The organism is Martelella alba, assembly GCF_005217455.1.
Taxonomy (GTDB): domain Bacteria; phylum Pseudomonadota; class Gammaproteobacteria; order Enterobacterales; family Enterobacteriaceae; genus Acerihabitans.
This window is the reverse complement of record NZ_SZPQ01000010.1, coordinates 15,795-36,139: the sequence shown is the minus strand read 5'-3', so window position 1 is coordinate 36,139 and position 20,345 is coordinate 15,795. Positions and strand designations below refer to the sequence as shown.

The 20,345-nt window shown below is 55.8% G+C and carries 16 protein-coding genes; 5 read left to right on the top strand and 11 right to left on the bottom strand.

The features are described 5' to 3' along the window. The first annotated feature begins 57 nt into the window (after positions 1–57). On the top strand, positions 58–693 hold the full coding sequence (ureG, locus tag FCN80_RS08795; protein WP_136989789.1) for an urease accessory protein UreG: 636 nt from the start codon (positions 58–60) through the stop codon (positions 691–693). A gap of 35 nt (positions 694–728) precedes the next feature. On the opposite strand, the gene yegD is transcribed toward ureG, so the two are convergent. From yegD to purM, 8 genes are all read right to left on the bottom strand, one after another. Then, on the bottom strand, positions 729–2,084 hold the full coding sequence (yegD, locus tag FCN80_RS08790) for a molecular chaperone (RefSeq protein WP_136989788.1): 1,356 nt from the start codon (positions 2,082–2,084) through the stop codon (positions 729–731). 108 nt (positions 2,085–2,192) lie between these two features. After that, entirely contained in the window at positions 2,193–5,210 is a 3,018-nt protein-coding gene (locus FCN80_RS08785) for a diguanylate cyclase domain-containing protein (protein ID WP_136989787.1), read from the bottom strand. A gap of 69 nt (positions 5,211–5,279) precedes the next feature. Beyond that, a complete protein-coding gene (locus tag FCN80_RS08780) occupies positions 5,280–6,716 on the bottom strand; it encodes a magnesium transporter (protein WP_136989786.1) in 1,437 nt (478 codons plus the stop codon). Positions 6,717–6,899: 183 nt separating this feature from the next. Continuing rightward, complete coding sequence (locus FCN80_RS08775; protein ID WP_136989785.1) at positions 6,900–7,073, bottom strand: YfgG family protein; 174 nt, start codon at positions 7,071–7,073, stop codon at positions 6,900–6,902. 17 nt (positions 7,074–7,090) lie between these two features. Next, positions 7,091–8,638, bottom strand: coding sequence for an exopolyphosphatase (gene ppx / locus FCN80_RS08770; RefSeq protein ID WP_136989784.1), 1,548 nt, complete (start codon positions 8,636–8,638; stop codon positions 7,091–7,093). Positions 8,639–8,641: 3 nt separating this feature from the next. Beyond that, positions 8,642–10,711 carry a polyphosphate kinase 1 gene (ppk1, locus tag FCN80_RS08765; protein WP_136989783.1) on the bottom strand — a complete coding sequence of 690 codons (2,070 nt, stop codon included), beginning with the start codon at positions 10,709–10,711 and terminating at the stop codon, positions 8,642–8,644. A 497-nt stretch (positions 10,712–11,208) separates the two neighbouring features. Next, entirely contained in the window at positions 11,209–11,847 is a 639-nt protein-coding gene (gene purN, locus FCN80_RS08760) for a phosphoribosylglycinamide formyltransferase (protein WP_136989782.1), read from the bottom strand. After that, complete coding sequence (purM, locus tag FCN80_RS08755) at positions 11,847–12,887, bottom strand: phosphoribosylformylglycinamidine cyclo-ligase (protein ID WP_136989781.1); 1,041 nt, start codon at positions 12,885–12,887, stop codon at positions 11,847–11,849. Before purM ends, purN begins: the two co-directional genes overlap by 1 nt. A gap of 264 nt (positions 12,888–13,151) precedes the next feature. Between purM and upp the strand changes: the two genes are divergently transcribed. Continuing rightward, positions 13,152–13,781, top strand: coding sequence for a uracil phosphoribosyltransferase (gene upp / locus FCN80_RS08750; RefSeq protein WP_230492572.1), 630 nt, complete (start codon positions 13,152–13,154; stop codon positions 13,779–13,781). Between the two features lie 56 nt (positions 13,782–13,837). Then, entirely contained in the window at positions 13,838–15,151 is a 1,314-nt protein-coding gene (gene uraA / locus FCN80_RS08745) for a uracil permease (RefSeq protein WP_136989780.1), read from the top strand. Positions 15,152–15,203: 52 nt separating this feature from the next. Here the strand turns inward: uraA and FCN80_RS08740 are convergent, their stop codons facing one another. Then, a complete protein-coding gene (locus tag FCN80_RS08740) occupies positions 15,204–15,956 on the bottom strand; it encodes a cation diffusion facilitator family transporter (RefSeq protein ID WP_136989779.1) in 753 nt (250 codons plus the stop codon). A gap of 99 nt (positions 15,957–16,055) precedes the next feature. Between FCN80_RS08740 and cadR the strand changes: the two genes are divergently transcribed. Next, a complete protein-coding gene (gene cadR / locus FCN80_RS08735) occupies positions 16,056–16,448 on the top strand; it encodes a Cd(II)/Pb(II)-responsive transcriptional regulator (RefSeq protein WP_136989909.1) in 393 nt (130 codons plus the stop codon). 967 nt (positions 16,449–17,415) lie between these two features. Here cadR and FCN80_RS08730 read toward each other — a convergent pair. Next, a complete protein-coding gene (locus tag FCN80_RS08730) occupies positions 17,416–17,778 on the bottom strand; it encodes a hypothetical protein (protein WP_136989778.1) in 363 nt (120 codons plus the stop codon). Positions 17,779–18,050: 272 nt separating this feature from the next. On the opposite strand from FCN80_RS08730, the gene hda reads away from it, so the two are divergent. Next, a complete protein-coding gene (gene hda, locus FCN80_RS08725) occupies positions 18,051–18,758 on the top strand; it encodes a DnaA inactivator Hda (RefSeq protein ID WP_136989777.1) in 708 nt (235 codons plus the stop codon). Between the two features lie 18 nt (positions 18,759–18,776). On the opposite strand, the gene bepA is transcribed toward hda, so the two are convergent. Further along, positions 18,777–20,261 carry a beta-barrel assembly-enhancing protease gene (bepA, locus tag FCN80_RS08720; RefSeq protein WP_306767862.1) on the bottom strand — a complete coding sequence of 495 codons (1,485 nt, stop codon included), beginning with the start codon at positions 20,259–20,261 and terminating at the stop codon, positions 18,777–18,779. Positions 20,262–20,345: the final 84 nt, after the last annotated feature.

Genomic DNA, 20,345 nt, shown 5'->3' with positions numbered 1-20,345 from the left:
GTCCCCGGCAATTGGCGGCGTGGGGCGATCAATTCGAGGTACCACAGGAAAGATATTATGCAACAGTACAAACAACCGTTACGTGTCGGTGTCGGCGGTCCGGTGGGTTCCGGTAAAACCGCGTTGCTGGAAGCGCTGTGTAAATCCCTGCGCGACCGGTTTCAACTGGCGGTGGTCACCAATGATATTTACACCCGTGAGGATCAGCGGATTCTAACGGAGGCCGGCGCGTTAGAGGCGGATCGTATCGTCGGCGTGGAAACGGGGGGGTGTCCCCATACCGCCATTCGCGAGGATGCCTCCATGAATCTGGCCGCGGTGGACGCCCTGGCGCAAAAATTCGGTAATCTGGACATCATTTTTGTGGAAAGCGGCGGTGATAATCTTAGCGCCACCTTTAGCCCGGAGCTGGCCGATTTGACGGTCTATGTCATCGACGTGGCCGAAGGGGAGAAAATTCCCCGCAAGGGGGGGCCGGGCATCACCAAATCGGATTTCTTGGTCATAAACAAAATCGATCTGGCGCCTTATGTCGGCGCATCCCTTGAGGTCATGGCCGCGGACACGGAGAGGATGCGGCCGCAAAGGCCATGGGCATTCACTAATCTGAAAACCGGCCAGGGACTGGAACGGTTGATTGATCATATACTGAAACAGGGTCTGCTTATGGAGGCGCCGTCAGTCACCGTCTGACGCGCCGACAGCCCTGTCTGACGCATTCAGTGTGGTCAGGAAAATTGCCGGCGGGCCCAGCGGGCCAGTCCGGCGGTGACCGAGCCGAAATCGTCGCCGCCGGTAAGTGGAATGCCGGGCAGGCTCTGTCTGATGGCCGCGCGCAGAAGGGGGGAACGGGCGCTGCCGCCTGTCAGATACACCACATCGGGGCGTACCGCGCCGCTTTGCGCCAGTACGTCGTCCACCTGCTGGCGGATGCGTGTCAGCGGCTGCGCAATGGCCTCCTCCAGTTCCGTTTGGCTGATGGCGACCGCCATGCCTTGATGAATGAAATTCAGGGAAGCCACCGCGTTCGCCGCCTCCGACAAGGTGATTTTGCATTCTTCGGCGCAGCGGACCAGACGGTGGCTCAACCGTTGCTGGTACACTTGCAGCAGGCATCTCACCTGGTCGGGCGAGGCGGCGTCATTAACCAGTTGCTGGAGAAACCGCGCGTTGGCGGCGGCATAAAAATCGCTTTGCGCCGGGATATCGTTAATGGCCACCGCCTGCCAGAAAGGTAGCGCGGGCAGCGCCAACCCCTTGGCGGAGATACCGCCCATGCCCAGACTTGGCGTCAGATGCTTGAACGCCAGCATAATATCCAGATCGTTGCCGCCGACCCGCACGCCGCTGTGGCCTAATAGGCTGTGGCTGCGATCCCGTTGTTCGAGCCAACGCGGTCCCATCAGCAACAATGAGCAATCGGTGGTGCCGCCGCCGATATCCACCACCAGCACAATTTTTTCCTCGCTAAGGGTGGCCTCGAAATCCAGACCCGCCGCCACCGGTTCGAACTGAAAGGCAACATCGGCGAAACCGGCGCGCGTCGCGGCGCGTTGCAAGATGCCCTGCGCCTGTCGGTTGGATTCTTCGCCGCCGGTGCCCTGGAAGTTGATCGGCCGACCGACCATGGCGTGCGTGATTGGCGTGTTAAGCTCGGCTTCCGCCCGCCGCTTGATATGGCTCATCATGGCGCAAACCAGATCCTCGAACAGGGCGATTTGCTGCGGCTTAAGCCCGTTGGCGCCCAGAAATGATTTAGGCGATTTAACGAAGTAGACATCCTCCGGATCGGCAATATAGTTAGCCAGGGCCGATTGACCGAATTGCAGGCTTTGTTCGGTAACAATGATGTCATCGTCGTGGTTGGCGCGGATGGCCCGGCGCAACAGTTGCTGATTCTCGTTACTGCCGGGCGGTATCTGCCAGAAACGATGCAAATATTCGCTGATGGCCTCCCGTGTCGGCGCGCACAGCATTGAAGCCATATAGGGGGAAGTCCCTTCCAGCGGCAGCAGTCGCGGCCGTTCGCCTTCCATGATCGCCACCGAACAGTTGGCGGTGCCATAGTCGAAACCGATAAACATTATTCTCTCCCCATGCCAATGAGGCCCGAAACTTTACCGTAATGTCCAAGGGCAGGCAATGGTTGACGCCGTATCAGCGACGCTTTGCCGTCGATGTCCCCGCGGCCGTTAACCGCAAGCGGAGTCGCCATCGTTGAGTATCGCGGCAAGCGGCGTGGCTCGGCTTAGGGGATCGCCGTCCGTCAAATCAATCCTGAGATGACGGAGTGTGTCCAACAGCGCCGGCTGATTGACCGGCCCGGCGATGGATCGGGCATTGAGGCGATGAATATGGCCGTTGATCACCGACACCATCATTTCATCCATTTGGCTGCCCTGCAGTTTATGGACAAAGCGATTGGGCAAGCGGATATAATCGGCGATCCCCACCGGCAGTGTGTTGAAGGCGCTGAAATTGTCGCTGAACTGATCGAGCAGTATTCGGCAACCTTCCTGACGAAGCCTGGCAAGCGGGGCGGCGACGGCGGGATAATGATCCATGAAGGTCGTGCCATTAAGGGTAATGATAACCGAATGCGCGGACAAATGGCCGGGCAATGCCAGTAACGTCAGCAACTCAGAGATCAGTGTCGTATCGTCGAGTGCCGTCAGCGACAGCGGAACGGCCAGGGTTATGCCCCTTTGCGCCAGTGCGGCGCCATAATTGCCCAACACCTGATTGATAAGCCAGTAATCCAGTGAGAGCGGCAGTTCGTATTGCCGCTCGGCGGGGAAAAGTGTTTCCTCCCCGAGCTGGCGGATATCGCCATGGCTGGCGGCGAGGGAAATTTGGTAAAACTCGGCGACCAGCGGCGTGAGCGGCGGCGAGACAGGATAGGCCATAATCGCCAATTGGTCATTTTCCAGCATTTTCAGGATACGGCCGTGGTGGACGGCGCGACTGCCCGATGAAGAAAACCGCTCCGGATGCCTGAGTTGCGGATCATACACGACCACCTGGCCCCGACCGCTGTTTTTAGCGGTATAACAGGCAATATCGGCCTGGGCCATGACCTCTTTGTCATGGGCGTTGTCTTGGCTTATCAGGGTAATGCCGGCGCTGCCGCCGATGGAATAACGCTTTTCTTCCCATTGGAATGCATAATGGTCAATGGCGTCGATAACCCGTTGAACCTGTTTTCGGGCATCCTCCAGCGGGCAGTCGGGCAACAGTAGGCCGAATTCATCGCCGCCGAGCCGTGCCAGACAGTCTTGGCGACGGATATTGTTTTGCATCAGCAATCCCAGTTCCAGCAATAGCGCATCGCCGGCGGCGTGACCGGCGCGGTCGTTAATCTCCTTGAAGCGGTCGAGATCCAGAAAAACCAGGGCATGGCAACGTTTCTGGCTAAGGGCCGTTTGTAGCGCCTGATTGAGCTGCTGGGCGAAATTGGCGCGATTGGGCAGGCCGGTCAGGTCGTCGTGCAGAGCGTTATAACTAAGTTGTTGCAATAAATGCCGGGATTCGCTGACATCCTTGATAACCACCACCGCGCCGATGATAGCGCCCAGGCGATTGTTCAACGGCGTGCAACAGTGTTGAATATCGAAAAATTGTCCGCTCTGGCTATGTAATACCAGCGAAGGCTGTAATGCGGCGTTTTTATACAGGGCCGGGATGGTCGTTTGCAGTAACGTGGGCAGGATGGGACCGTCGTAACCCAGCGTCAGTCGGGTTATGGCGTCGATAGGGTATCCTTGGGCGTCTTCTCGTCGCCAGCCGGTCATCTTCTCCGCCACGGGATTCATGAACGTCACGCACATTTCATTATCCACCGAGATAACGGCGTCGCCGATGGAAGCCAGGGTGATATGCAAACGTTCTTTTTCTTCGTGAAGGGCTTCGTTGGCCAGCGTGATCCGTTCCATTAGCCGCCGGTTGAGTAATTCGCTTTGTTTAAACTCGTCGATGTCCTCTATCTGGGAAATGAAATACAGCGGCTTACCGCCCTGATCCCTGACCAGTGAAACCGCCAGCAGCGCCCAGACGGTATCGCCATCGCCGCGGATATAGCGTTTCTCCAGGGTATAGCTGTCGATAACGCCCTTGACCAGATCGTTCAATTGCCTGAGATCGGTGGTCAAATCATCCGGATGGGTAATTTCCTGGAAACTGAGCCGCGCCAGTTGGTCGGGGCTGTATTGCAGAAAACGGCATAGGGACTGGTTGACTTGCAGCCAGGCGCCTTCCAGAGAGACCAGGGCCATGCCGATGGCGGAATATTCCATGGCGTTGCGAAAACGGGTTTCGCTTTGCCGGATGTTGTTTCGTTCCACGCGGATGGCGTACATCATGACCGTCATGGCGTGGGCGGGAATCAGCACGATCATCAGCCGCGTAAGGGGGAGCAAAAGCGGCGAAGTCATCTGCGCCAAATGGAGTTGGACCACGCCGGAGGCGAACAAAAAAAACAGCAACGGCGTAACTATCATATAGACGCCGAACGACTCCAACCGGGGCAGACGCAGGGCGGCCGCCAATAGCGGCAAGAGAATAAAAGCGAATGGAAAAGCGGAATAACGCATCGCCAGGTAGCCTATCAGCAAGGTGGCGATGATCAGCAACGTCATTTCCATCCGGGTTTTGCGGCCGGCCTTTTGGTCCCGGACCGGGCGTTTCCAGACTATGCCCGCCGGCATCAGCGCCATAACGGCCACGCCCTGGGCTGAATACCAGTGCAGGATGAAAACGGGTGAGGAATTTGGCGCCATTGGCAGCCAGTACGCGGCGGTCAGGGCACCGAGCAACGGAAACAGCAATACGCCGAGCAGGCAGAAATACAGCCAGGCGGGAATACCGTCCAGCGGATCGTCGGTGTTCAGCAGGCATTTCATCAGCCAGGCGATCAAGACGGCTTCGGCCAGAACGGCGCAGGTGAGCGGCAGGCTGTCCACCAGGTCGCGCGCCGAGAGGTAATGGGCGGCCATCAGGGCCAAGAAGCCGCCCATTACCTGGGCGAGCCAATAACTCGGCGACAGATTGAACAGGCAGGTCAACATCGCCGCGGCGCAAAACCAGAGCGCCGCGTAAGGTTCGCTGCGGCCGGCGAAAGCAAGGCATGCCACGGCCAGAATAAACATCAGAAACGTCATCGCCGCGACGAGCAGCCAGCTGTCATCCGTTGAAGTGTCTTTGTCGGCGTTCATGGGTATTTCCTGATGTTTTTCAATAAATCATAGCTGATTATGCTGAAAGGGAAAGTCTAACGGCCGGCGCTAGCGCAACAGGAATAATGTTGCCAGACCCAGGAAAATAAAAAAGCCGCCGGTATCGGTAATGGCGGTAATGATCACGCTCGAGCCTACCGCCGGATCACGCCCCGCCCGGGCCATGGTGAGTGGAATCGCCACTCCCATCAACGCCGCCAGCATCAGATTGAGCAGCATGGCCAGCATCATGACGGCTCCCAATCCGGCGTTATGGTAGAGCAGCCAGGTCACCAGGCCCATGATCCCGCCCCAAATAAGGCCGTTGATGATGGCCACCCCCATCTCCCGCAGCAGCAAAAATAAGGTGTTGCCTGTTTCAAGTTGGCGCAATGCCTGCGCCCGTACAATCATGGTGATGGTCTGATTACCGGTATTGCCGCCAATGCCGGCGACGATGGGCATCAGCGCCGCCAGGGAGACCAGGGCGGAAATGGTGCCTTCAAATAGCCCTATCACCCTTGAGGCGGCGAAGGCGGTACAGAGGTTGACCGCCAACCAGGTCCAACGGGCGCGCACCGCTTTACGCACCGGCGCGAAGATATCTTCCGCCGGACTGATCCCCCCCAAACGACGTAGCGTCGAGTCGCTTTCAGTGAAAAACACATCGACGACATGCTCAATGCACAGCCGGCCCATCAGTTTACCCTTGACGTCCACCACCGCCGCGCTGATCAGATCATAACGCTCGAATGCGCCGGCGGCGGCCCGCGCCGAATCTTCCGGCAGGAAACGTTGCGGATCGGTTTCCATGACCTCGGCGACCTGTTTATCCAGCGGATTAAGCAGCAGGGCGGACAGCGGCAATTCCCCTACCAATTTACCGCGCCTGTCCACGACAAACAGCTTGTCGCTATTGGGCGGCAATGTTTTCCGCCAGCGCAGGTAGCGCTGCGCCGTCGCCAGACTGACATCGGGACGCAGGGTGGCCAGCTCGAAATCCATATACCGACCGACGCAATCCGGCGCAAAGTTCATCATTGCGCGCACTTGCGCCCGGCGCGGCGGCTCCATGGCGGTTAGCATCCGGCCGACGATATCCCGCGGCAGATAGCGGGCCAGATAAGCCTGTTCATCCACATCCAGCGGTCGCATCGCCCGAAGAATTTCGCCGGGGGCCATCTCGGCCAGCAAACTGTCCCAGACATTTTCCGAGGCTTCCACCAGGGTTTTACCGCGTTTATCGTTATCTATGAGCCGCCATAGCGCCAAACGCGCCTCTGGCGGCAGGCTCTCCAGCAGATCAGCCAGGTCCGCCGCATGCAACTGCCGTTGTATCCCCGCAAGCCTAGCGGTTTGGTCAAGCAAAACCGCGTCGGGTTCGGCGGCGTCGCGCCCGGGCAGGGAAAGTATGCTGTCCACCAGCGGACGATTGTTCAGCAACAGCGCAAGAACCTGATGTCGTAATTGCGCCAATTGCGGCGCATCGTGTGTCACGACGGGCATAGCCTGTTATTTCCTTATGAAATGAATATGACGACGGTAAGGGAGCTCGGCGGACACGCATCCTGACCACGGCGGAAAGGGCGCCCGCTGACCAAACGAAATTTGGCGTCCCGGGTGATCGAAAGCCTGGAGAGTCGCCGCGTAACGACAGGACGAGGGGGCCGGCGAAATGCGTGGGTAAATTTAAAGTTCAGGCCGATTGTCGCTGTTGAGCATTTGTCCGGCCGGTTCGGCGGATTTGTGTTGCTGGTGTTGCCAGGCGCCGATGGTGGCATAAATAAAACGTCCGAATAAAATGATGAAACTGATAAACAGTATCCAACGGGTTATTCGGAACGAGGTTCGTCGTCTACGCATAGCATACGCCAATCTCATTAGGGTGTTTCTACCTCCGCCATTGCGGTGTCTTCAGCGATATCGAGCCGCCAGCCGGGGACATCCGACCAATAACTCTGTTCTTTTTCCAGATCAAGTTGTACCAGATTATTCTGCGCAAAAAAACCGCCGGGGAAGGTCAACGTCCAATGATTCTGATCGGTCGTCAGGCGCATTGCGGTTGGCGTGGTCGCCTGGCGTTGATTATTAAGCAAAACCGCCAGGCGGAGCAATTGCAGACAAGGCAAATAATTCTTTTTCCGAAACAGGTTGAGCCGCGGCATTTCATCAAGCCTGATGGCTTTGCGATGGAAACGCACCAATGTGGCCACCAACAGTTGCTGTTCCTGGTTGAAGCCGGGCATGTTGGTTTGTTGCAGTATATAGGCGGAATGGCGCTGTAATCCGCTGTGATTAATCCCCAGACCGACTTCGTGCAGCAGTGCCGCCCATTTCAGCAGGGCCTCCACCTGTTCATCGCGCAGATCGTCGTTCTGGGCGGCCCATTGCCGGTAGAGGTCATTGGTGGTGTCGCTAACGCGCCTGGCCTGATCCGTATCAATATTGTAGTGTTCGGCCAGGCTACGCGCCGTCCTGCTGCGGATGTCCTGATGACGGAAACGGCCTTCCATCTCGTACAAGACGCCTTCGCGCAACGCGCAGTCGGAATATTGCAGCTCGCTGATGGCCAGCGTATCCATGATGCCGCATAAAATCGCCAGCCCCGGCACGAACACGCTTTTACGTTCCTCGGACAGATTGGGCAGGGACAACGTACTGAAATTCTTAAATTTCATGACCTTATCGTAAATCAACTGCAACCGTTCCGGCGTAATGGCGCCGTCTTTTTCACCCAGGCCCACCAGCACCTCGCAGGCGGCCTTGATGGAGCCCGAGGCGCCCAATGCCACCCGCCAGCCCAACAGGCGATACTGCCAGGCGAGGGTTTCCAGTTTTTGCGCCGCGGCCAGTCTGGCCCGACGGAAGTGGACCGGGCTGATTACGCCCCCCGGAAAAAACTGGTTGGCGAAGCTTACGCAACCCATGCGGCGGCTTTCCACCAGCACGGGTTCGAAATTCTCGCCGATGACCAACTCGGTGGAGCCGCCGCCGATATCGATAACCAGTTTGCGGCCCTTTTCCGATTGGGTATGCTCCACACCCATAAAGATCAGTCGGGCTTCTTCATGGCCGGAGATGATCTCAATAGGATAGGGAATGACTTTGGCCGCCCGGCTTAGAAACGCTTCGGCGTTCACCGCCTCCCTCAAGGCGTGAGTGCCGACGATGGTAACCCGTTGCTGCGGAAATCCCTGGAGACGTTCGGCGAACAGCGCCAGACAGCTCAGCCCGCGATTGATGGCTTCTTCGCTCAGGATATGATTGGCATCCAGACCGTCGGCCAGATGAACGCGCTGTTTCAAGCGGCCGAGAATCTGAAGCGCGCCATTGACCACCCTGGCTATCACCATATGGAAGCTGTTGGACCCTAAATCAATGGCCGCGAATTCTTCGGGCCTGGAGGAAGTAGCAGAATTGAGAGGCATACGTCAGGCTTGATCTCCGGCTTGTTCCATTCGTTCAATATAATCGTAGATGGCGGTTTGCGCACGCACCTTGCGCTTGTTGCCGCGGGCCACATAACGGTTGCTCAGGTCGCTGTCGATATGGCGCGCTTTCACCGTATCGCTAAACAGGATCTCGAGAATATCCAGCACCCGCTGTTTTAGCCGGGAATCCAGCAGCGCCACCGCCACTTCGATACGGTAATCGATGTTACGCGTCATCCAGTCGGCGGAAGACAAGAAGACCTTTTTATCACCGCCGTTTTCGAAAACATAAACCCGATCGTGCTCTAGAAAGCGATCGACGATACTGATAGCTTTAATATTATCGCTGATGCCGGGTATATCGGGAATCAATGAACACATGCCGCGCACCAGCAGACGGATGGGGACGCCGACGCCGGATGCGGTATACAAGCGATCGATCAGTCCCTGATCCACCAGGTTATTGACCTTCAATGTAATACCCGCGGTTTGGCCGGCCTGCGCATGGGCGATTTCCTGATCGATCATTTCATACAGCTTGTACCGTGAGTTTTGCGGCGAGACCAGCAAATAATCGAAGTTGACCGGACGATAAGGATTCTCGATAAAATTAAAAACCTTGCGCACTTCATTGGTGATGCGCGGATCGGCGGTCAGTAATGAATAATCGGTATAAAGCCGGGCGGTTTTTTCATTGAAATTACCCGTGCCGACATGGGCGTAGCGCACGATTTCGTCACCTTCATGACGGGAAATCAAAAACAGTTTGGCATGAATTTTCAAACCGGGCACCGAGAAAATCACATGCACGCCCGCCTCTGTCAATCGCTTGGCCCAGTGAATATTGGCTTCTTCATCAAAACGCGCCTGCAATTCCACGACAACCGTAACTTTCTTACCGTTATTGGCGGCATGGATCATCGAATCGATAATCCGGGAATCCTTGGCAACCCGGTATATATTGATTTTTATGGAGATAACGCTGGGATCGAAGGAGGACTGACGCAGGATTTCCAGCACGTGCTCAAAGGTGTGATAAGGATAATAAAGCAGGATATCGCGTTCGCGTATGGCGTCGAAGCCGTTGCGAAAACACTCAAACCCGGTATGCCGCAAGCGGGGCAACGGTTTGTTGACCAGATTCGCTTTGCCCACATTGGGAAAGTTGATGAAGTCTTTAAAATTGTGATAACGGCCGCCGGGAATGATTGAATCATAGGAAGATATGCCAAGCTTGTCTTTGAGCATCGCCACCATGCTGTTGGGCATATCGCGCTGATAAACGAAACGCACCGGTTCGGCGGTAAGGCGCTGTTTCAGACTGGACGACATCAACTCCAGCAGACTGGATTCCATTTCCATCACCAGGTCATACTCGGCGTCCCGGGTCATCTTCATCGAATAGGCATTCAGAGAATCATAATCAAAAAAGCCGGTAAAGATATCGTCCAGGCAATACCGTAAAATATTATCCAAGATGATCATGGGCTTACGGCGACGCGGCGGTTCAGCCGGCAGATTGATAAAACGTGGAACCTTGTCGGCGGGTATTTCAAGCAACGCATAATCGGTTTGCTGTCCGTGAATGATTTCCACCGCCAAATAGGTGTAATCGTCCTTCAAGAACTCCACCAGATCAGTATCATGTTGTATCAGAATAGGCGTGATATGCTGACGAAGATGTTGCTTGAAATGATAGCGCAGCCATTCCTGCTGATTAGGGGAAAGCTGCCGCTCGTTAACCAGAAATATCTGGTTGCGGGCCATTTCCAAAAGCAAATCGTTGTAAAGGTTATCGAATTCTTGTTCAGTATCCAGCACTTTGGATTGTATTTTGTTAAGCAACTGGCGTAATGCCAGCGCCGACCCCTGCGCTTCACTGATAAGAATCCGCCGTTTCAAATCGGCAAACCTCACCTTGTAAAATTCATCAAGATTGCTCGAATAAATGCCCAGGAAACGCATGCGCTCAATTAAAGGATTGGTTTTATCCGCCGCCTCCTGCAATACCCGCTCATTAAAGCATAACCAGCTCAGCTCTTTTTCTTGATACAGTATTTCCTGACCCATCTGCACTCCGTTAAATTGTTCAGGAAGGAGATTCCGTGCTGTAAGTATTATCGCCTCCGCTTAGTTAAAGTCCACATGCCCGTCAGCCTTCGCGCCGCCTCTTTGTCGGCGGCGCTCGCTCACCCCAGTCACATAGTCGGCTATGCTCCTGGGATTCTCTCGCTTGCCTTCGCGACGCAACGCGAAGGATTTAGGGCATGCCCGTCAGCCTTCGCGCCGCCTCTTTGTCGGCGGCGCTTATTCACCCCAGTCACCTAGTGGACTATGCGGCCATATGACCAGGTTACATCTTACAGGCAACATCGTCTGCCTTCATCAACCCGTTACGGGAAGTTATTCCTATATAACAGGATTATATGACAGTAAAACGGCTTTTCGCACCGCGAAAAGCCGGTTAAATTCTTGGCGTTGCCGCCGGGCGGGTATTTGGCGTCGCTGGGATAGCCCTGTAGCCTGAACTAAAGGGGTAAACCGGCCTTGGCGGCGGGATGAAGGCATCAATCGGCGGCATGGCCGGCCGGCGGCAAAGGTTGACCGTCCAGCCAGGCAACATTGTCCCGTAAAAACAGGCGTCCGGTCAGCAGCCAACTGACGGCCAAAGGATAAATGGCATGTTCCTGGCTTTTGACCCGCGCGGCCAGATCTTCCTCGCCGTCGCCCGGGAACACCGGCACTTTCGCTTGCAGTATCACCGGGCCACCGTCAAGTTGTTCGGTAACAAAATGCACCGAGGCGCCGTGAACCCTGTCGCCGTTGGCCAACGCCCGGCGATGGGTATGCAATCCCGGATAAAGGGGCAGCAGCGATGGGTGGATATTGAGGAGCCGGCCGGCATAATGGCCGACGAACTCCGCCGACAGAATACGCATATAGCCGGCCAAAATCACCGCATCCGGACAGTGGCCATCAATAAGGGCCATCAACGCCCGGTCAAACTCGGCGCGGTCGGCGTAATCAGCGGGATTGACCGTTTTGCACGGTAAACCGGCTGTGGCGGCGCGCTGCAAACCGTAAGCATCGGCGCGGTTGCTGTAGACGGCGGCAATCCGGGCCGCGATCCGGCCCTGTCGGCAAGCGTCGATCATGGCCTGCAAATTGCTGCCATCGCCGGAAATCAAGACGACAATTGTTTTCATCAGCGGATGACGACGCGATCGTCCTGCGGCGCCGCGGCCTCGATTTCGCCCAGTTTCCAGGCGGTTTCCCCCCATTGCCCAAGCAAAGACAACGCTTGGTCGGCAGTGGCGCTCGGAACCACCACCACCATGCCAACACCGCAATTGAAGGTACGGTACATTTCGTGGCGGCTGACATTACCGGCCTGCCGCAACCAGTCGAATACCGCCGGCCAGCGCCAGCTGTTCTCGTCGATGACCGCCTTGGTGCCGGCCGGCAAAACCCGCGGAATATTTTCCCAGAACCCCCCGCCGGTGAGATGCGCCACGGCGTGGACTTCCGTTTGAGCAATCAATTGCAATAGCGGCTTGACATAAATCCGGGTCGGCATCAACAGATGCTCCGCCAGGGGCTTGCCTGCCAGTAAAGTGCGTCGCGCATCGGTCCGGCTGACGTCGAGGATTTTACGAATCAGTGAATAACCGTTGGAATGCGGGCCGCTGGAAGCCAGCGCCAGCAAGGTATCGCCGGCGCCAACACGGCTGCCGTCGATGATTTCGGTTTTTTCCACCACGCCGACGCAGAAACCCGCCACATCGTAATCCTCGCCGTGGTACATGCCGGGCATCTCCGCGGTTTCGCCGCCGACCAGCGCGCAGCCGGCGATTTTGCAGCCCTCGGCGATACCGGTGATGACCTGGGCGGCGGTATCCACATCCAACTTGCCGGTGGCGAAATAATCCAGGAAAAACAACGGTTCCGCTCCTTGCACCACCAGATCATTGACGCACATCGCCACCAAGTCGATACCAATGGTATCGTGGCTTTGCAGGTCCATGGCCAGACGCAGTTTGGTGCCCACCCCGTCGGTGCCCGAAACCAGCACCGGCTCACGGTATTTCTGCGGCAATGCGCAAAGGGCGCCGAATCCCCCCAGTCCTCCCATGACCTCCGGGCGGGTGGTTTGTTTCACCACACCTTTAATGCGATCGACCAGTGCATTACCGGCGTCAATGTCCACGCCGGCGTCTTTGTAGCTGAGAGAGGTTTTTTCGGTCACTGCGAGATCTCCCATGGAGATGGATGGTTGCGAATAAAAAAGGCGCCGCAATTCTAACAGTGTAAGCAAACGTTTGCGAGCGAAGTCGTCATCAGCGGGCTTAGAGCCGGCCCTATTGAAGGGGCAGTGGCAAAAAGATGGCGAGTGCGCGGCGAATTTCGCTAATCTATTGATCATGATCAGCTAATTTCATAGGGCGCGGAAAAAAAAAGAGGTTATAATCTCGCGATTTTTTTGACCGTTCAATGCATCTTGGGGAGAAGAATGATGAAGATCGTTGAGGTAAAACACCCGCTGGTAAAGCATAAGTTGGGTCTGATGCGTGAGAGCGATATCAGTACCAAGCGTTTTCGCGAGCTGGCTTCGGAAGTGGGTAGTTTACTGACCTATGTGGCGACCGCCGATTTGGAAACGGAGAAGGTGACCATAGAAGGGTGGTGCGGTCCGGTTGAAATCGAACAGATCAAAGGCAAGAAGATCACCGTCGTGCCGATTTTACGCGCCGGGATCGGCATGATGGATGGGGTGCTGGAAAACATCCCCAGCGCGCGCATCAGCGTGGTCGGCATTTACCGCGACGAGACCACGTTAAAACCGGTGCCTTATTTTCAAAAACTGGTCTCCAACATTGATGAGCGTATGGCCCTGGTTGTCGATCCCATGCTGGCCACCGGCGGTTCGATGATAGCCACTATTGATTTGCTCAAGAAAGCCGGCTGCAAAAGCATCAAGGTTCTGGTGCTGGTGGCGGCTCCCGAGGGAATCGCGGCGCTGGAGAAGACCCACCCCGACATTGAGCTGTATACCGCGGCCATTGACGAGGGGCTTAACGAGCACGGTTATATCATGCCAGGCCTTGGCGATGCGGGCGATAAAATATTTGGTACCAAGTAACAATCAAACCGGCCGGAAGGGTCGGTTTTTTTTGATTATCAATCGAGGAATGAAGAATGACACGTCGTGCCATTGCCGTTGAAGAACGCCCGCCGTTAATGCAGACCATCCCGTTAAGTTTTCAGCATTTGTTCGCCATGTTCGGCGCGACCGTTCTGGTTCCGATTCTTTTCAAGGTCAACCCGGCGACGGTACTGCTGTTCAACGGTATCGGCACGTTGCTTTATCTGCTGATTTGTAAAGGCAAGATCCCGGCCTACCTGGGTTCGAGTTTTGCATTCATTTCGCCGGTGCTGCTGATATTGCCGATGGGGTATGAAGCGGCGCTGGGTGGATTTATCGCCTGCGGCGTACTGTTTTGCGTGGTGGCGCTGATTGTCAGGGTCGCCGGGACGGGGTGGATCAATGTGGTGTTTCCGCCGGCGGCCATGGGGGCCATTGTCGCGGTTATCGGTCTGGAATTGGCGGGCGTGGCGGCCAATATGGCCGGATTGCTGCCGGCCGAGGGGGCAAGCGTCGATCATTCCACCGTTATCATTTCCATGACGACCTTGGCGGTGACCGTGCTGGGTTCGGTGTTGTTCCGGGGGTTTTTGGCCATTATTCCCATTCTGATCGGCGTCCTGGCGGGGTATGCCCTGGCTTGGCTGATGGGCGCGGTGGATTTTACCCAGGTTGCGGCCGCCCATTGGTTCGCGCTGCCTACGTTCTATAAGCCCCGTTTCGAATGGATGGCCATTCTGACCATCCTGCCGGCGGCGCTGGTGGTTATCGCCGAGCATGTCGGCCATTTGGTGGTAACGGCCAATATCGTCAAACGCGATTTGCTGCGTAATCCCGGCCTGCACCGTTCCATGCTGGCCAACGGGCTGTCGACCATTTTGTCCGGATTTTTCGGCTCTACCCCCAATACCACTTACGGCGAGAATATCGGTGTGATGGCCATTACCAAGGTCTACAGCACCTGGGTTATCGGCGGCGCGGCCATTCTGGCCATCTTGCTGTCTTGTATCGGCAAACTCGCCGCGGCAATCCAGGCGGTACCGGTACCGGTGATGGGCGGCGTCTCGCTGTTGCTTTACGGTGTCATCGCCGCATCGGGAATACGCGTGCTGCTTGAATCCAAGGTGGATTATAATCGGCCGCAAAATCTGATTTTGACGGCGGTTATCCTGATAATCGGGGTTAGCGGCGCCAAGATCCATATCGGCGCCGCGGAGCTCAAGGGCATGGCCCTGGCCACCGTGGTGGGGATTTGTTTGAGTGTATTGTTCAAAATTATCTCGCTTATCCGCGGCGAAGAAGTGATTATCGATGCCGATACGACGCCGGTCATGACGGAATCCGCACCGGACCGGAGCGGCCGGTAACGCCATCATGGGGGAATTGTTTCTCCCTGTGCAAGATACGCGGGATGGCCGGCTACCCGTGATCCTGGCGGGAAGCGGAGTGTCGGGCCCGCCGCCCGGTCTCCAGCGGTACCGATTTCAGCGCGGCGAATCCCGGCGCGTTATGCCGGAGATTGTCCGAGATGATCGGCGATAGCGCGCTTAAGGGGCTGGCCGCGCTGCGCAACGCCGTGACGGATTGACGCAAGATGGCGATGGCCGAGTGTAGGAACAGACAGGCCATCGCCGCGCCAACCAGGATATCCGGCCAGCGGGAAGACAGCAAGGCGCTGGCCGCCGCCGCCAGCAATACCCCGATATTGGCCAACAGGTCATTACGCGAACATAGCCAGGTGGAGCGCATATTCAAGTTGTCGTTGCGATAGCGCAGCAGCAAACCGAAGCAAAACAAATTGGCCGCCAGCGCGACGCCGGCTGTCAACGCCATCAAACGTTCATCCGGCTGTACGGGCGACAGTATTTTATCGGCGGCTTCAACCAGCACGCCAAGGCCGAAAATCAACATGAACACGCCTTTTCCCATGGCCGCGATCGCTTGCCAGCGGGGGGGACGCGTCACCACCGCCAGGCTGAATCCGTAAACCAGCGCATCTCCCAGCATATCCAACGCGTCGGCCAGCAATGACGTGGAATGCGCCAGAATGCCCGCGGCGCTTTCCGCCAGGAACATACCGGCGTTAATCGCCAATACTATCCATAACACCTTATGGTGCGATGCGCGCAGGGCGGTGAGTTCGCATTGCTTATCCTCACAGCAATTAGCCATGGTTTTCTCCCTTCCGCTGTTGTCGCCGGTATGGCGTTGAGCATCATGTTATGCTAAACCTTGAAGGGACTTTAAGGTCCAGGGTTTTAGGTGAAAAACATGCGCATTGGCGAGCTGGCGAAACGGGTCGGGTGCGATACGGCCACTATTCGGTACTACGAACGCGAACGGATACTTCCCGAACCGGGCCGCACCCGTTCCGGTTATCGTCGCTATGGCGAGGATCACGCCGTCGGTCTGGGCTTTGTCTTGCGCTGCCGCTCATTGGGGCTCAGTCTGGATGAAATCAGACAATTGCAACGCTTGCAGGCGCAGCCGGAACTCGCCTGTTCCGACGTCGATCGGTTGCTGGAGCGGCATATTGCGGCGGTGCGGGAACGATTGGCCGCCCTTAAAGAATTGGAACTGAAATTGTTGGAACTGCGGCGCTGTTGCGGTGAGAAAACCCGGGTGGCGGATTGCGGCATCCTCTCGGCCCTGCGAACCCGCTAGGATAAGCGGGTTTACCCGCCGCATCATACGTCGTTTCTTCGCCGGCGGCATCCATAGGACCGGCCCGGACGCCCGCCGTTACCCCGATGGCCCCCCTTGCACACTACCACGGGGATAACGCCGGCTGGCATTATCCAGCTCCGGGGATGGCGGTGATTGTCGTTTGTCGGCTAAATAAAATTCAATTATTAATATAGGTAATCGATAGTTAACTATAACCGGCATATGCTTAACAGTCGCTTATATTGGCCGAAGTATTGTTTATGCCGGACAGCAAATGACATTATTTACCCGTCATACTTCAAATTTCCTCTTTGTCGCTGGAGTTTGCGTACTTGCCGTTGCGATGCAACTTGACGTATCGAAAGTATTTAATTTGCATTATACCGGCCTCCTGTTACCAAAATGTTATCTTACGGATAAATATATTGACGTGTTCTCTGTGTTTTAAGTCGTCACGCGCTGACGGCGGGAAGTGAATGCCGTCAGCCATGCGACGATTCGTGCTTTGGCCCGGTGACCTATAAGCTATATAATTCACACCACATCGTGGCGGCAAGTCAGCGATAATTCGTCGGAAACAAAGTTGAACCGCCAACGGCGGGCCGCCGGTGAGAGACAAGATGTCTCTCATCATCCATCCCCTATAGCTTACAAATAACGTTAAATTTCCTAACGATTAGCCATCCTCGAGTTTGGTTAAATGAATACCGCTAATATCTCGGCGGTTACCAAGCTTTGATTGTCCTGAACAGGAGGGCATATCGGTTTGGCGTCAATGCGCATCCGTCAGTGAATAGTTGGGGGGAGAATGACCAAAAAAATGATTTATACTCTAGATACTTCGGGCCGCATCGCGGCGGTATTGTCATCATGCCGAGCGATTTTCTAAAGGCGGGCGGGCGACGTGCCCCGCGAGCCGCTTATGACGCTTTTCGATGTCGCCTCGTGCGCTGGCCAGCGAAGTTCAATGATAACTTTCCATAATATGTTCAATAATATTTCTTGGCAGAATGATCCCTTTAGTATAAGAAACTTCAATTTCCATGTAAGCAGCAATTAAGGTAATGGTATAATTTATCAAATCCAGTTTACGGCCAACCTTTTCAAGGAAAGGAAATTGCTGTGTTATCCTTTTCGCATCACCGGCGGTGATAAATCCCTGCGCATAGGGTTTGAGCAGAATGCCGGCCACATCTTCTTTACTGAGACCGCTGACATAGGAAATCCTGATAATTAATGAGGTTAATATAGGCGGGGCGCCAGCGGATGATGCTTGCCGGGTGATTTTTGTTAATGCGTCCGTGGTTTTTAATGGTTGAGATTTCATATTTCGCTCCTGGCGATGAACCCCAATATAATTAATCGTCCGCGTGCTCCCTTCCCCCCGATTTCCTGCATTCCCTGGATGCGATACGTTGGATGACATTACTGATATAGCCTATTATCTCGATAAAATGCAATGATAATATAGCTAAAGTCAGCGGCCCGCTACAAAACGGCACCATGATTGGGAATAATCCGTTGTAAACTGGCCTTTCTTTTTTGCCGCAAGGGATTTTATGTTAAACTTGTACCGTCTTACCGCCTGTAGGGTTCGAGGTGCTTCTGATTACGCCGGTACAACTTTCTTTACCGCTTCATCTGCCGGATGACGAGACGTTCGCCAGCTTTTATCCCGGCGAGAATCGCTCATTGCTGGCGACACTGCACAATATGCTGTCCCAGGAGCATGGCAGTTACCTGTATTTCTGGTCGCGGAAGGGGGGCGGGCGCAGCCACCTTCTGCATGCCGCCTGCGCCGAATTGTCGCAGCGTGGCCAGGCGGTGGGCTATGTTCCCCTGGATAAACGGACCTGGTTCGTTCCGGAAGTCCTCGAGGGGATGGAGCAACTGGCGTTGGTGTCTATCGACAATATTGAATGCATCGCCGGCGATGAACCCTGGGAAATGGCCGTGTTCAATCTCTATAACCGCATCCAGGAGACGGGCAGGTCCCGGCTGCTTATCAGCGGTAATTGCCCGCCCCGCCAGTTGCAACTCAAGTTGCCTGATTTGGCCTCTCGCCTGGATTGGGGGCAAATCTACCGGTTACAACCTCTGTCTGATGAGGAAAAGGGCGCCGCCTTGCAATTGCGCGCCCGATTGCGAGGGTTTGAATTGCCTGAGGATGTCAGCCGTTTCCTGCTTAAACGCCTTGAGCGCGACACCCGCACGCTTTTTCGCACCCTCGACCAGCTTGATCACGCCTCAATACGCGCGCAACGCAAGCTAACCATCCCCTTCGTCAAGGAAATACTCGGACTGTAGGGGGGCGGTTGCGTTAAATCAGGATTTGGCATAAGGCTTGAAGCGTTTTTGCATATCCCGCAATTGATCGATGCGGGCGTCGTAACGGGCCTGTTGCAGGCTGCCCAGTCTGACCAGGGAACTGGCATCGCTCAGCGCGCGAATAGCTTGATCGAGTTGTCCGTTAAGGGCCAGACTTTCCGCGCGGGCCGCCAGTTCCTGATCGCGCCAGCCCAGGGCGGCGCAGGCCTGGGCCAGTAAATCCCAGCCGTTGGTGTCGTCCGGATGATTGAATGTATAGCGGTTGAGCAGGTGTACCGCGTCCTGGTTGCGCTGGCCTTGCACATAGGCATTGGCCAAATTGAGCAACAATACCGGATTGGCGTTGTTATCCCGTATCTTCACCAGGCTTTCCAGCCGGCTGATGGCTTGAGGCGCCCGATTTTGGGCCAAATCAATATCAGTCATCAGGTCGACAAACCAGATATTGGCGGGCTGTTTGCCGAGCAAGGGTTGCAAGGCCTGTCGGGCGCCGTCGTAGTTTTTCGCTTCGAAAAGCAAAACCGCCTCGCCGTATTCGGCGGCGATTCGCTGGCGGTTATTGCCTTTTTTCCAGTTGGCGAGAACCAGGTTGGTCCGCGCTTTGCTTGAATCGCTGACATCGTCGCTATTGCCGCTGTACATCCCCATGATACGCGCTTTGGCGAGATAGTAGTCCTGTGAGGAATCGATCACCAGGTGCTTCATCTGGTTGGCCCGGTTACGGCTATCCGCCAGACGGCTTAGCGGTAGCGGGTGCGTCAGCAGAATTTCCGGCGGCGTGGAGGAATAACGGGATTCATCCGCCAGCTTTTGCAGAAAATCAGGCATGGCCTGAGGATCGAACCCCGAACGCTGCAAGACTTGCAGGCCGATGCGATCCGCCTCCCGTTCATTGTCCTGGGTAAAACTCAGCACGCCTTGCTGCGTGCCGGCAATCGTACTGCTTAATCCCGCCATGCCGGCTTGCGGATTGGCCAGCGTGAGCAGAATCGAGCCCAGTACGCCGGCCCAGGTCAGGGGCGCTTCGCGCTTTTTTTCTTCCATGGCGCGGGCCAGGTGACGCTGGGTAACATGGGAGATTTCGTGCGCCAACACCGAGGCCAGTTGACTTTCATTATCGGTGTAGCGAAACAGGCCCGAATGGATGACCACATTGCCGCCGAAAAAAGCGAACGCGTTCAGCTCGTCATTGCGGATCAGGAAAAAGTGAAACGGGAAATGCACTGAATGGGCATGGGCCACCAGGATATTGCCCAAATGGTTGATGTAGTACTCAAGCAGGGGATCGTTGATCATCGGCGAACCGGCGCGCAGTTGCCGGACATAATAGTCCCCCATCTGCACCTCCTGCGCGATGCTCAGGGTACTGCCGGCGGTGGTGCCCATATCCGGCAACTGATCCGATTGGTCGTCGGCATGAGAGAGGGGACAATAGAGTCCTGTCGCGGCGATCAACAGACCGGCGAAAATATTTTTTTTCATCCTTGGGTACATACGCAGTCAACCTCAGTTCCGGATCGGAGCGATATCGCTGTTTGACAGCGACGGCAGTCGGCTGTTCTCGCT

Bases quoted from the DNA above. Each gene is read 5' to 3' on its own strand.
- FCN80_RS08780 (WP_136989786.1), bottom strand. From the start codon at position 6,716: ATGCCCGTCGTGACACACGATGCGCCGCAATTGGCGCAATTACGACAT.
- FCN80_RS08730 (WP_136989778.1), bottom strand. From the start codon at position 17,778: ATGAAATCTCAACCATTAAAAACCACGGACGCATTAACAAAAATCACC.
- FCN80_RS08740 (WP_136989779.1), bottom strand. From the start codon at position 15,956: ATGGCTAATTGCTGTGAGGATAAGCAATGCGAACTCACCGCCCTGCGC.
- ureG (WP_136989789.1), top strand. From the start codon at position 58: ATGCAACAGTACAAACAACCGTTACGTGTCGGTGTCGGCGGTCCGGTG.
- purN (WP_136989782.1), bottom strand. From the start codon at position 11,847: ATGAAAACAATTGTCGTCTTGATTTCCGGCGATGGCAGCAATTTGCAG.
- ppx (WP_136989784.1), bottom strand. From the start codon at position 8,638: ATGCCTCTCAATTCTGCTACTTCCTCCAGGCCCGAAGAATTCGCGGCC.
- FCN80_RS08775 (WP_136989785.1), bottom strand. From the start codon at position 7,073: ATGCGTAGACGACGAACCTCGTTCCGAATAACCCGTTGGATACTGTTT.
- upp (WP_230492572.1), top strand. From the start codon at position 13,152: ATGATGAAGATCGTTGAGGTAAAACACCCGCTGGTAAAGCATAAGTTG.
- cadR (WP_136989909.1), top strand. From the start codon at position 16,056: ATGCGCATTGGCGAGCTGGCGAAACGGGTCGGGTGCGATACGGCCACT.
- uraA (WP_136989780.1), top strand. From the start codon at position 13,838: ATGACACGTCGTGCCATTGCCGTTGAAGAACGCCCGCCGTTAATGCAG.
- yegD (WP_136989788.1), bottom strand. From the start codon at position 2,084: ATGTTTATCGGTTTCGACTATGGCACCGCCAACTGTTCGGTGGCGATC.
- bepA (WP_306767862.1), bottom strand. From the start codon at position 20,261: ATGAAAAAAAATATTTTCGCCGGTCTGTTGATCGCCGCGACAGGACTC.
- FCN80_RS08785 (WP_136989787.1), bottom strand. From the start codon at position 5,210: ATGAACGCCGACAAAGACACTTCAACGGATGACAGCTGGCTGCTCGTC.
- ppk1 (WP_136989783.1), bottom strand. From the start codon at position 10,711: ATGGGTCAGGAAATACTGTATCAAGAAAAAGAGCTGAGCTGGTTATGC.